This is a genomic window from Myxococcus xanthus, from assembly GCF_006402735.1.
Taxonomy (GTDB): Bacteria; Myxococcota; Myxococcia; order Myxococcales; family Myxococcaceae; genus Myxococcus; species Myxococcus xanthus_A.
The window spans coordinates 6,940,718-6,952,390 of sequence record NZ_CP017174.1 but is presented as its reverse complement, the minus strand read 5'-3'; the positions used below and the strand labels follow the sequence as shown (position 1 = coordinate 6,952,390).

Below are 11,673 nucleotides of genomic sequence, written 5' to 3'. Positions count from 1 at the left end.
CCGGCGCCTCAGCCCTGGAGCATCTGCGTGAAGCGGCGCTGTATCTCCTCGGGGGAGACATCCTCGATGCGGGCGTTGAGGGCCCAGCGATGGCCGAACGGATCTCTCAGGTGCGCCGAGCGTTCGCCGTAGAACTCGTTCTGGATGGGGCGCTCCAGGGTGGCGCCCGCGTCGATGGCGCGCTGGGCGGCGGCGTCCACGTCATCCACCCGGAGGTTCAGCGAGCACGTCGTGCCCCCGCGGCTCTGGGGGCTCAGGATGTCGTACTCCGGGTATTCGTCCGCGAGCATCAGCGTCACGCCGCCCAGGTCCATCTCCGCGTGGCCCACGCGCCCGCTCGGCTCGGTGAGCCGGTACTTCTCCCGGGCGCCGAAGGCCCGTGTGTAGAAGTCGAGCGCGGCGGGCGCGTCCTTCGTCACCAGGGCCAGGGAGAGGCGGGGGCCTTCGGGGAGCGTCGCGGCTGCGGAGGCGGACGGGTTCTTGTCGTTCATCGAGCACCTTTCTGGGTGGGTGTGGATGCCAGGAGGATGCCTCCGCCGCGCTCGGAGGGGTTGGATGAATTTTACTTGGGCACCGCTTTCACCAGCCGGGTCAGCTCGCGGTCCAGGGCGGCGGCGAACTGCTGCCGGTCCTGGGCCGAGTAGCCGTCAGGGCCGCCGGTCGTCACGCCGCTCTCCCGAAGCTCCTGCATGAAGTTCCGGACGGAGAGCCGCTCGGCGACGTTCTCCTCGGTGAAGACCTCTCCGCGCGGGTCCAGCACCACGACGCCCTTGGGCACCAGCAGCGCGGCGAGCGGAATGTCCTGGGTGACGGCCAGGTCTCCCGGCTGTGCCTGCTGGGCGATGTGCTGGTCCGCGACGTCGAGGCCCGCGCCCACCTGCACGCTGGAGACATAGGCCAGCCGTGGCAGGGAGAGCGCGCGGTTGGCCACGAAGACGGTGTGGACCTTCACGCGCTGGCCAGCACGCAGGATGATGTCCCGGACAGGGCCCGGGCAGGCGTCGGCATCGACCCAGATTTTCATACGGGACGACTATCTCAGGATTCGCGCGCGGACTCACCCACGGCGCGCCGAGCCGATGAGGTCCTGGGTCAGCACCACGAAGGTGGCACGGCCCACCACGACCAGCAGCAGCGCGCTGGCCAGGGACATGCGCCACAACTCGCCCCCGGAGACCTCCGCCTCGCCAATGCGTTGCAGGAGCTGCACCTGGCTCACGGAGAAGAGGGCGTCCGCCAGCCACCATCCGGTGGCGCCCAGCCACACGGCCCACGCTGGAAGGGGCGCGACCTCGGTGGGCCTTGCGGGTTCCTGCTCGTGCATGGCGTGAAAGGCTACCGGGCGACAGGGATGCCTTGCACGCCGACGGGGACAAACCGTGAGAGGCAATCCCTTGCGGTCGTCAGGATGCAATGCGTCATCCCGGATGGAAGACGGCGGCTGGGGGCCGCTTTTCGGAAGGACTGGCGGTCGCATCTATGATGGCGCCCATGCCTCTATTTTCAATGCGTGTCGTCATTCCAATCATTGCCATCACCCTGCTCACCACGGCTTGCGGTACCGAAGCCACGGGGGAATGCCAAGGCACTCTCCTGGGCACCCGTGTGAAATGGCCCATCGATGGAGAAATGTCCCGGTGGATCCGCAATGGCTCCGGCGGGAATGGGCAGCACGGCACCTGGATTGACCTGAGCTACGACCCCAAGGGCGCCGTGGGCATGACGCAGTTCGGCGTGGACATCCGGCTCGTGAGTGGAGCCGTCGTCAGCGGCGGGCCGGTGACGGTGGCGTTGGCCAACGAGGACGGGCGGCGGCTGGTGCCGGCGGCGGACTCGCTGGTGGTGGACTGGCTCGCCAGCGTGGCGACACGCTCGACGACGGGCTTTCCCGAAACGACGGGCGCGCCGGTGGCGGGCTCGGTGACCCTGGACGCGGTGAATGATGACTTCGCCGCGGGCCGCTACGTCTATCGTTACAGGGATGGCAGTGAGCTGACCTGCACCTTCAACGTGCCGTCGCCGGAGCGGGCCGCTGGCTTCTTGGGCGGGGACTACGATGACGATGATGATGACGATTGAACCCGACTCGTGGATTGCACGCGCTCGCTCGTGGCGTGTGTCGTAGAACGAGTGCATGAACAAGAACACGGGTGGCTGCTTTTGCGGAGCGGTGCGGTATGAGGTGAGCGCGCCGCTGACGGCGGTGACGTACTGCCACTGCTCGAAGTGCCGAAAATGGCATGGGCACGTCGGGGCCTACGCGGCCGTGGACCGGGATGGCTTCCGGCTCACGGAGGAGCACGGCCTCAAATGGCACACCGTCTCGCCCACGGTGCGGCGCGGCTTCTGCGTCGAGTGCGGTTCCAGTGTGCTGTTCGATGAAGCGCCTTCCGCGAAGATGTCGATTTGCGCCGGGACGTTGGAGTCGCCCACCGGCATTCGCGAGAAGGCGCACATCTACCTGGGCAGCAAGGGGGACTACTACGACATCACTCCGGGCCTCGTGGAGTACGACACCTTCCCTGGGAAGTGAGCGCTGGCTCGCTACTCTGACCAGGGGGGCTGCTTGAAGTAGTCCGTGAGCACCTGGAGCATGGCGCGAACCGCGGGTGAGACGTTGCGGGCGCTTGGGTAGATGGCGAAGAGGGGCAAGGGCGGCGGCGCGAACCGCTGGAGCACCTCGACGAGCCTGCCCTCGGCGACGGCGGCGGAGGCGTGAATCCTCGACAGGCGGACGAGTCCCTGGTCCGCCTCCGCCAGTGCCACCAGCACCCGGAAGCTGTTGACGGACAGGCTGGGGACGATGCCCACGGAGGTCGCGCGCGTGTCTCCGCGAAAGTTCCAGGTGGTGGGCGTGAGGGAGCCCGTCATCGCCAGGCAGCGGTGCTTCACCAGGTCGCGCGGCTTGCCTGGAACGCCCATGCGCTGGAGATAGGCTCGGCTCGCGAACACCCCCAGCCGGTGAGGCTCCCCGAGCTTGCGCGCGATGAGGCGTGAGTCATCCATGGGGCCGATGCGTACCGCGAGGTCATAGCCCTCCTCGACCAGGTTCACCCGGCGGTCCGTGCAGTCGGCCTCGATTCGCACCTCGGGATAGCGGGATGCGTAGGTGGAGAGCACCTCGCCGAGCACGCTTTGTCCCAGTTCGAAGGGCGTGGTCATCCGCAAGCGTCCGCTCGGGTGGGACTGGAGCTTCCCGACCAGGGCCTCGGCGTCCCGCAGCGCGGTGATGGCAGGCGCGACTTCGTGCAGGTAGCTGGCGCCGATGTCGGTGAGCGTCACGCTGCGCGTGGTGCGTGAGAAGAGCCGGACGCCCAGGTGCGTTTCGAGCGCCGCCACGCGCTGGCTCAGCGTGGACTTCGGCACTCCCAGGGCGAGCGCCGCGGCGCGAAAGCTCTTCCGGTCGGCGACCTCGACGAAGGCGATGACAGCGTTGGGGTCTGCCTGGCGCATTGTCCGTATGACCGGACAGTACTTCCGAAATCATGACATTGGCCAACAGCCTTGGCGGGCGCAGATTGTCGGTGTCCCCATTCCGCGGAGCAACCCCATGGCCCTTTTCTCTTCCTACCGGCTCGGAAATATCGCCCTGTCGAACCGCATCGTGATGGCGCCCATGACGCGGAGCCGCGCGGTGGGCGGCGTACCCAACGACTTGATGCGGGAGTACTACACGCAGCGCGCGTCCGCGGGACTCATCATCACCGAAGGCATCGCGCCCTCTCCCAATGGGCTGGGCTACGCGCGCATCCCGGGAATCTTCTCGGAGGAGCAGGTCGAAGGCTGGCGCGGCATCACCCGGAGCGTCCACGCCGCGGGGGGCCGCATCGTCGCCCAGTTCATGCACGTGGGCCGCATCGCGCACCCCCTCAACCTGCCAGCGGGCGCCCGCATCGTCGCGCCCAGTGCCGTCCGTCCCGAAGGGCAGATGTACACGGACCCGGAAGGGCTGCAGCCGTATCCGGTGCCGGAGGCGATGACGGACGCGGACCTGCGCGCCACGCGCGAGGAGCTCGTCCAGGCCGCACGCAACGCCGTGGAGGCGGGCTTCGACGCCATCGAGCTGCACGGCGCGAATGGCTACCTCCTGGAGCAGTTCCTTCATCCGCACACCAACCGGCGCACGGATGCCTATGGGGGCAGCGCCGAGAACCGGGCGCGTTTCGTCGCGGAGGTGGCGCGGGCCAGCGCGGACGCCATTGGCGCCGAGCGCGTGGGCATCCGGTTGTCGCCCTACAACACGTTCAACGACCTCCCGCCACATGACGCGGTGGCGGAGCAGTACGCGACACTGGCCCAGTCACTGAAGGGGCTGCTCTATGTGCACCTGGTGTCCAATCCCCACGAAGGCTTCGAGGCGACGGCGCGGGCCATCCGGGAAGGGTTCGGCGGGCCCATCATCGTCAACGGAGGCTTCACACGCGAAAGCGCGCAGACGGCGGTCGACGCGGGGCAGGCCGACCTGGTCTCCTTCGGCCGGCCCTTCATCTCCAACCCGGACCTGGTGTCGCGCATGCGGAAGGGCGCCGACCTCACGGCGCCTCAATTCCAGAGCTTCTACACGCCGGGCCCACAGGGCTACGTGGACTACCCGGCGCTGTGAGGCTCAGGGAGCTTTGGCCGCCGCGTCGATGGCGTCCAGGGCCTCCACCCGCAAGCGCTCCTCCGGGGTGAAGGAGTCGAACAGCAGCCGCTGCACGGCGGCCTGACGCGCGGCGGGGTTCGGCTCGGACTGGCCCAGCGCCTCCCGGCGGGAACGGAACTCCGCCAGTCGCCGCTTCCACTCGGCCTCCTCGCGGTCCATGGCCTCCAGTCGCTCGGTGACCTCCGGGCCCACGGTGGCCAGCCGGTGCTGGCGCAGGTCCTCGGCCGACGCACCGGATTCCACCAGCTCCCGTTCCACCGCCTGCTGCCGCAGGGGGCGCAGCGCCTCGTCGCGGCTGGCGCGGTATTCCGCGGGGAGTTGTTCATCCAGCGCGGCGATGCGGCGCTCGCGCTCCTCGGGCGACAGCGTGGTGTCCTGCTGGAGCTTCATCCGCTCCACCGACACCGCATCCACCCGCTCCTCGTCACCGAAGAGTCCCTCCGCCCAGGGGCCCAGGTGCTCGCGGCGCAGCTCGCGCAGGGACTCCAGCCGCGCGCCCACGTCCAGCTCCGCGCCCCGGTGGTTCGCCGCGAAGGTGCGCGCCGCGTCGCGATACGCCAGGTAGTCATCGAGCACACGCACGGCTTCCTCCATCGCCGCGGCTGGCAGATTCTTGGCCCGCAGCGAGGCGAGGATGCGCTCGCGGATGACAGGCAGCCCTTCCTCGCCCATCGCGGAAAGGTAGTAGTCGAACAGGCGCCGCAGGTCCGCCGACACCACCAGGTGACCCGACGCATCCACCTGCACCGAGCCATCCTCCTCCGTGTCCTGGAGCGAGCCCGGCATGGGGGGCAGGGCGGGCGCGGCGGACGTCGTGTCCGCGGGCGACGCGGTGGGCACGGCACGTTGCGGCGCCGGTGTGCCCACGCGCGGCGCGGAGGGCACCGGCGCTGAGACAGCGGCGACAGCGGGCCCAGGCGGCGTGGGCGTCGCCTGGGCCTTCCACCATGAGAACACGCCCGCACCCAGCAGGGCGCACAGCGCGGCTACGGGAATGACGGCGCGGTTCTTCATGGCGGTCCTTCGCGCGCGGCCGTCTAGAGGCCGAGCCCCTTCAGGCGGTTGGCGTGGTTGCGGAACACCGTCTTCGGGTTGGTGAAGAAGGCGGTGAGGCCCAGCACCTGGTTCACCTCGTCCAGGTGGTTCATGTCGTAGTTGTCACGCAGCACCGTGCCGAAGTGCGAGCTGCACTTGCCGACCAGGCCGTCGTTCGCCTCGCTGTAGAAGAACGAGCTCAGCTTCATCGGGTAGTCGGACACGTCGAGCAGGTTGGTGAAGGGGTCCGTGCCGGACCAGGAGTAGTAGCGCTGGCCCTGCGTGCCCGTCGCGGCGCCCTGGCCACAGCTGCTGGAGGGGATGCCCGCCGGGTACTTCTGGTTGAACGCCGCCGTGCCAGACTTGCTGAGCGCCGCCAGCGCGCCAATGGCGTCCTGCGGGTTCGTCTTCCCCGACAGCAGCCCCAGGACAGTGCCCAGGTTGTTGGCGAAGTAGGCCAGCACGCTCTCCGTGAAGGAGCCGCCCCGGAGGTTGCCGCGCAGGTAGTCCGCCAGGTCCGCGCCCTTGTGCGGAGAGCCCACCGTCGTCACGGACGCCACCAGGTCCGGGCGCACCGCCGCCACGTAGCGCACGTCCAGGCCGCCGTGGCTGTGGCCAATGAGGTTCACCTTGCCCTTGCCCGAGCGCGCGACGATGTCCTTCACCTGCGCCAGCAGCGCCTCGCCACGCTGCTCCGTGGTGTTGAACTGCGGAACGCTCGTCACGTACACCGTCGCCCCGCCCGAGCGCAGGTCGGAGCCAATGCCGTAGAAGTAGTCGTAGACGCCAAACAGCGAGTCGAAGCCCGCCATGCCGTGCGCCAGCACGATGGGATAGCGGGTCTGTGTTTGGGTATTCGCGAGCGCGGGGTGCGCCCACAAGCCAAGTGCCGCGACAGCCAGAACCAGTGTCCGGACAGCGTTTCGCATGAGGAGGGGCTCCTGTTCGGGGGACGGGTCCACTGCGGATTGACCCGCGAATCAACGCGTAGGCCAATCACAGACCAGAATCAAGGCGCCTCCTGCATTATCGGCAAAACGAGTGAGGTCAGTCGTCACATGCTCTTGCTGTATTGCGTCAAGGGCTCGCGACGCAGTGCGCTGATTCACGTCGTGAGCCTCTGTGTCGCAGTGCGTTGGTCGCTCCTGCGGGGTGAAATCTTGAGTCACTGTGTCACGGGTGACTCATTGGCTGTGGAATCCATGCTCAACGGAAAGGCACGCTCACGCATCAACGCGGGGGCGTCCGCGTTCTGGCCGCGAAAGGCTCGGTAGCCCTCGTAAGGGTCCACGGTGTTTCCCACGGAGAGGATGTGCTGATGCAGGCGCGCGGTGGCCTTTGTGTCGCGATACCGAACACCTCCGGCGGCTGACCATCCTGTCCTTCACCGGCCGTCCCGAGGTGAGCCGCATCGAGACGTCCCTGGTGTTCTCGTACTCACGGCTGGGCGTCCCGGTGAATCCAGAGGACATGGTGGCGTTGCCGCGCTGAGGGGGGCAGAGGGCCGGCGCGCTTGCGGATGGCTCGCGCCGCTCCCACCCTGAGCGGGTATTCGGACCGCGAGGAGGACGACATGGCCACCCGGAAGCGCTCACGCACCCCTGCCGTGAAGACGGCCCGCTCGTCATCGCGTGGCCGTACCACCCGCAAGACGGAGACCGCCTCCCGTTCCACCGCTCGGAAGGCCGCTTCCCGCGGCCGGTACACGGAGCCGGAGCTGCGCGAGCGCATCAAGGCGCGCATCCTCCGGGGCAGCAAGGGGGGGCAGGCAGGGGAGTGGAGTGCTCGCAAGGCGCAGCTCGTGGCGGCCGAATACAAGAAGGCCGGTGGGGGCTACCGGGGCGGCCGTGGCGGAACGCAGAAGTCGCTCACGTCCTGGACGCAGGAGGAATGGCAGACACAAGAAGGTGACGCTCGTGCGCGCAAAGGCGGCACCACGTCCCGCTATCTGCCGAAGAAAGCCTGGGCGCAGCTGAGCCCCGCGCAGAAGCACGCGACGGAACGCAAGAAGCGCGAAGGGGCCCGGCGCGGCAAGCAGTTCGTGCGCAACACGGCGGCGGCGCGGACCGCGCGCAAGAAGACGACCCGCCGCTGACGTTCGAAGGGCTTACGTCCCGGGATGCGTGGAGGGATTGCCCGCGGGCGGGAGGAAGCCCGCTTCGTAGTCCGCGAGCAGCTCCGGGAAGGCAATGCACTTCTGCGTTTCAGGATACACGCCGGTGGAGTAGCGGATGGCGGCATAGCCGAAGATTTCCGTGAACAGCGCCAGCTTCGCCTCCGCGGGGGCCCGGCGGACGTGGTCATGGAAGGCGAGCACTTCTCCCTCCAGCGAGAAGGGCCGTGCGTACATGGCGTGGGGAATCACGTCATGGACGATGCGGAAGACGCAGTTCTCCTCCGGCGTCCACAAGGGATGCTCGCAGTGCTCGGTGTTGATTTCGAGCTGTCCCCGCTCCAGGTCCGCGACGATGTCCTCCGGGCCGGAGTAGACGGTGCGCGTCGAATAGCGGATGGACAGGCAGGGCCGGACGGCTTCGTAGACGTCGAAGGCGTGGGCCAGCAGGGCTCGCCAGGAGCCGCTGCATCCCTCATCGAGGTGCCGGGCGTCGGCCGCATAGGCATCCGTCACCCGGGTGGCGAACGCCAGCAGGGCGGCGGGCTGGAATGCGCGTGGCGCTGGGTCCGCATAGGCGGTGAGTGGAAAGCGTGAGTCAATGCGCTGGCGCAATTCGTACAGCACCGTCATGGAACAACCCCCGGTGACGGCCATTGGAGCGCGCGGCCAACCTCTCCGTCAACAGCGCATCCATCCCCGAATGGGCCTGTTCGCTGCGCCCTCTCCCTTGTCGAGAAGTGTGGGGGGCCGTTAGATCGGCGAGGCTTCCAGGTCCCACTTCCACCTAGGGCGTCTCTCTCATGTCGAGCACTTCCTCCGCCGTCTCTCCGGCCTCCACGCAGTCCGCCCCTGCCACCAAGGGATGGATGCTCTGGCTGGGACGCATCTTCACCGGACTCGTCGTCGCCACGCTGGCCTTCAGCGCGTCGATGAAGCTGGGTCAGTCACCCGAAGCCATCCAGGGAATCGAGAAGTCTGGCTACCCTGGCTCGGTGTTGCTGGCCATTGGAATCGCCGAGCTCATCTGCCTGGTGATCTACGCGGTGCCGCAGACGGCCGTATTGGGCGCCATCCTCGTCACGGGCTACCTCGGCGGCGCCACCTCGACGCACGTGCGCCTGTCCGAGCCGTTCATCGCCCCCATCCTCGTGGCCGTTTTCGCCTGGGCGGGGCTTTTCCTGCGGGACGCACGTCTCCGGGCCTTGCTGCCCCTGCGCCGCTTGCCCTGAGCACGCGCAACGGTTCCTCTCCTGGAGGCAGGCTTTCGTTGTCTGAGGGCGGGCGCTCATTTTCCGGGCGCCCGCCGGCTTCTGGGGCCACGTAGACCTTCTGGTCATCCTTCATGGAGGATGACGAACGCACGCGTGTCGCGAGAACCCACGAAGTCCAGCACCGCGTTCAGCTTCGCCGCGTCCGACGAGAGAAAGACAATCGCGTGTGGCGGACTCACCCCGGCATCGGGCGCCGAACCTGTGCCTCCGTCGGGAGGAGACGGGAAAGCAGCTCGAGCCCTGGGGCTTGCAGGGGGATGCGCCCACGGAGCGCGGAGAAGAAGGACCAGCCATGGTTCGCCAGCAGCACCACGCCCGCGTCCGCCCCGGCGGCGAAGCCCATGAAGCCGGTGTAGCCCCGGATGACGGAGGAGCGCCACACCACCGGCTGACCGCGCACCTGCGTCACGCTCCACCCGAGCCCCACCTTCCCAAGGTTCGCCTCCGCGCGCGGCACATGTGTCATCTGCAGGGCACGCATGACGCCCGCGTCGCCCCGGCCGAGGTTCGCGTCGAGGAAGCGGAGCAGGTCGGGCGCGGTGGAGTAGGCGGCGCCCGCTCCCGGCAGGGCGGGGAAGGTCCATTGGGGGACCGGTTTGCCTCGCGCCGTGTGGCCGGCCGTCAGGCGCGGCTCCTGTTCCTCGGACAAGCGCAGCGTGGTGTCGGCCATGCCCAGGGGCTTGAAGAGCAGGTCCCTCAACGCGTGTCCGTAGTTGAGTCCCGCGCGCCGGGAGAGGGCGTGGCCCAGCACACCCATGCCCAGGATGGAGGGCGCGTAGCGGCGCGGCGGCGGCCATTCCGGCTGATAGGTCTGGAGGAATTCTCCGAAGTGTCTCGCGTCGTAATGGCCGAAGGGGTCCTCCATCGTCTGGGCGCTCTGCTCCAGGTTGGGAGGCAGGTGGGGCATGCCCGACGTGTGTGTCGCCAACTGCTCCAGGGTGATGCGGCCCGCCGTGGCATCCGCGAGCAGCGACCGGGGAATCACCTCGGACAGGGGCATGTCGAGCCGCGCCTTGCCCTGGTCCACGAGCAACGCGAGGAGGGCCCCCGTGAAGACCGGGGTCAGCTCGCCCAGCGCGAAGATGGCGCTTTCAGAGGGCGGCGCGCCCTTGCTCCGCAGCGTCTCGACGTGATGCACGCCTCCCTGGGTGATGCCGGCGCAGAGGGACGCCGTGCGATATCCGCGCACGTAGGCGCGGGTGGCATCCTGGAGCAATTCACCGGGGGGCGGCTTCGGCACGGAACGCATGGCGGGCCTTCTACACCATGTGTCCGGAGCGGCCAGGGAGGGCCGGCGCCGGGTGTCCGCGCCTTGCTGTCACACGCCTGCACGGAAATTGACGGAATGTCATTCGTCCGCCGTGCCGGAGCCGACCAAGTGCGCGGAATCTTGGGAATGAAGCGTTGGAACGGCATGTGTAATGGCTTCCCGGCAACAGGAGGTCCACGCCATGCCCGTTTGCCGTCCGCCCGTTTCCCCTGGGTTTTCCGCCACGCGTCACTTCGTCGAGCGCAGCTCGCTTCGGCAGCTTCGTGACGATGTGCTCGACTTCATCCTGGAGTTTGGCATCCGGACCCGGGCGACCGGTATGACGCACGTCACGGTGCTGGAGCGGGAGCTGCCTCGTGCATGGCGGAGCCTGGATGTGGCGCGGCAGGCGCGTGGGTGGATTGTCCTGCTCAACGACGAGGAGCGCCTCATCACCTGCTACCGGCGCGGCGATGCGAACCGCTTCATCCGCCGCAAGCCCAAGCACCGCATGTCCAGCGACCAGCTCCAGCGGATCTGAGCGGGGGTCGCTCACGCCGCGCGCAGCAGCAGGAACATCAGCATCGCCAGCAGCGCCGCGATGCCCACGGCCAAGGGGCCCAGCGGCGCACGCTGGGTCAGCAGTCGCCGCGCGGAGATGGCGCTGTCGGGGCGGTCCTGGATGGCCTCCGAGAGCAGGCATTTCAGCAACCGGCGCAGGTGCCGGGGCACGCCCCGGGGGAGTGGCTGAGTCTCCGGCAAGCCTCCCGTGAGCGCCTCGTGCAGGACGCGTCCCAGCGCATGCAGGTCTGACTGCGGGATGGCGCGGCCCCGCTGTCGTTGCTCGGGGGCCTGGTAGCCATGGGCACCAGGAGGCACGAGCGACAGGCCGAAGTTCGTCAGCATCGCGCCGTCCTTCGCGAGCAGGATGTTCTGGGGCCGCACGTCTCCGTGGACGAGGCCCGCGTCGTGCGCGGCGCCGAGCGCATCGAGCAGCCGCAGCGCCAGTTGCTCCACCTCTTGGAAGGGCAGGGCGTTCACCCGGTCCAGCCGCGTCTCCAGGCCGGGCGCAATCACGGGCTCCAGGGCGTACCAGCAGTGGCCGCGCTCCTCGCCCACCGCCAGGACGCGGACGATGTCCGGGTGGCGGAGGCTCCGCAGTGTCTCCGCCTCCCGGTGGAAGCGCGCCCGCGCCTCCGCATCCGCTGTCACCGAGGGAGACATCACCTTCACCACGCATGGACCCACATGGCCTTCCGCTGCGTACAGCCGGCCCGTGGCGTCGGTGCCCAGGCGGGAGTTCAGCTGGAAGCCCGCCAGGGATTCACCCGTGAGGTCCGGCTCCGGCGGTGTGCTT

16 protein-coding genes are annotated in these 11,673 nt (G+C 68.5%); 7 read left to right on the top strand and 9 right to left on the bottom strand.

Translation table 11 applies throughout. The annotated features are described in order from the left end of the window. Positions 1-8: 8 nt before the first annotated feature. The 3 genes from BHS09_RS28440 to BHS09_RS28430 form a co-directional block, all read right to left on the bottom strand. Complete coding sequence (locus BHS09_RS28440) at positions 9-491, bottom strand: VOC family protein (RefSeq protein ID WP_140794575.1); 483 nt, start codon at positions 489-491, stop codon at positions 9-11. A 71-nt stretch (positions 492-562) separates the two neighbouring features. Beyond that, entirely contained in the window at positions 563-1,024 is a 462-nt protein-coding gene (locus tag BHS09_RS28435) for a YaiI/YqxD family protein (RefSeq protein ID WP_140794574.1), read from the bottom strand. A 33-nt stretch (positions 1,025-1,057) separates the two neighbouring features. Continuing rightward, on the bottom strand, positions 1,058-1,324 hold the full coding sequence (locus BHS09_RS28430; protein ID WP_201800542.1) for a hypothetical protein: 267 nt from the start codon (positions 1,322-1,324) through the stop codon (positions 1,058-1,060). A gap of 305 nt (positions 1,325-1,629) precedes the next feature. Here BHS09_RS28430 and BHS09_RS28425 point away from each other — a divergent pair, with 305 nt between their 5' ends. Continuing rightward, on the top strand, positions 1,630-2,079 hold the full coding sequence (locus BHS09_RS28425; protein WP_237077530.1) for a hypothetical protein: 450 nt from the start codon (positions 1,630-1,632) through the stop codon (positions 2,077-2,079). Between the two features lie 55 nt (positions 2,080-2,134). Beyond that, a complete protein-coding gene (locus tag BHS09_RS28420) occupies positions 2,135-2,533 on the top strand; it encodes a GFA family protein (protein ID WP_090490125.1) in 399 nt (132 codons plus the stop codon). An 11-nt stretch (positions 2,534-2,544) separates the two neighbouring features. Here BHS09_RS28420 and BHS09_RS28415 read toward each other — a convergent pair whose 3' ends face one another. Further along, entirely contained in the window at positions 2,545-3,453 is a 909-nt protein-coding gene (locus tag BHS09_RS28415) for a LysR family transcriptional regulator (RefSeq protein ID WP_237079885.1), read from the bottom strand. Positions 3,454-3,550: 97 nt separating this feature from the next. On the opposite strand from BHS09_RS28415, the gene BHS09_RS28410 reads away from it, so the two are divergent. Continuing rightward, positions 3,551-4,603 (top strand): alkene reductase, encoded by a 1,053-nt coding sequence (locus BHS09_RS28410; protein WP_140799606.1) that lies wholly within the window; start codon positions 3,551-3,553, stop codon positions 4,601-4,603. Positions 4,604-4,606: 3 nt separating this feature from the next. Here the strand turns inward: BHS09_RS28410 and BHS09_RS28405 are convergent, their stop codons facing one another. Both BHS09_RS28405 and BHS09_RS28400 read right to left on the bottom strand, forming a co-directional pair. Further along, entirely contained in the window at positions 4,607-5,659 is a 1,053-nt protein-coding gene (locus BHS09_RS28405) for a lipase secretion chaperone (protein ID WP_140799605.1), read from the bottom strand. A 23-nt stretch (positions 5,660-5,682) separates the two neighbouring features. Next, positions 5,683-6,609, bottom strand: coding sequence for a lipase family alpha/beta hydrolase (locus BHS09_RS28400; RefSeq protein ID WP_174258918.1), 927 nt, complete (start codon positions 6,607-6,609; stop codon positions 5,683-5,685). Between the two features lie 409 nt (positions 6,610-7,018). Between BHS09_RS28400 and BHS09_RS28390 the strand changes: the two genes are divergently transcribed. Continuing rightward, the gene (locus BHS09_RS28390) at positions 7,019-7,171 is read left to right on the top strand and encodes a hypothetical protein (RefSeq protein WP_237077529.1); all 153 of its coding nucleotides are present in this window, start codon (positions 7,019-7,021) and stop codon (positions 7,169-7,171) included. Positions 7,172-7,253: 82 nt separating this feature from the next. Beyond that, a complete protein-coding gene (locus tag BHS09_RS28385) occupies positions 7,254-7,775 on the top strand; it encodes a DUF5872 domain-containing protein (RefSeq protein ID WP_140799604.1) in 522 nt (173 codons plus the stop codon). 12 nt (positions 7,776-7,787) lie between these two features. On the opposite strand, the gene BHS09_RS28380 is transcribed toward BHS09_RS28385, so the two are convergent. Then, entirely contained in the window at positions 7,788-8,426 is a 639-nt protein-coding gene (locus tag BHS09_RS28380) for a hypothetical protein (RefSeq protein WP_237077528.1), read from the bottom strand. A 236-nt stretch (positions 8,427-8,662) separates the two neighbouring features. Between BHS09_RS28380 and BHS09_RS28375 the strand changes: the two genes are divergently transcribed. Then, the gene (locus BHS09_RS28375) at positions 8,663-9,025 is read left to right on the top strand and encodes a DoxX family protein (RefSeq protein WP_140796638.1); all 363 of its coding nucleotides are present in this window, start codon (positions 8,663-8,665) and stop codon (positions 9,023-9,025) included. A 217-nt stretch (positions 9,026-9,242) separates the two neighbouring features. On the opposite strand, the gene BHS09_RS28370 is transcribed toward BHS09_RS28375, so the two are convergent. Then, positions 9,243-10,316, bottom strand: a complete 1,074-nt coding sequence (locus BHS09_RS28370) for a serine hydrolase domain-containing protein (protein ID WP_174260596.1) — start codon at positions 10,314-10,316, stop codon at positions 9,243-9,245. Positions 10,317-10,518: 202 nt separating this feature from the next. Between BHS09_RS28370 and BHS09_RS28365 the strand changes: the two genes are divergently transcribed. Further along, positions 10,519-10,857, top strand: a complete 339-nt coding sequence (locus BHS09_RS28365; protein ID WP_237079884.1) for a hypothetical protein — start codon at positions 10,519-10,521, stop codon at positions 10,855-10,857. Between the two features lie 11 nt (positions 10,858-10,868). Here BHS09_RS28365 and BHS09_RS28360 read toward each other — a convergent pair whose 3' ends face one another. Then, entirely contained in the window at positions 10,869-11,609 is a 741-nt protein-coding gene (locus tag BHS09_RS28360; protein ID WP_257792162.1) for a serine/threonine-protein kinase, read from the bottom strand. Positions 11,610-11,673: the final 64 nt, after the last annotated feature.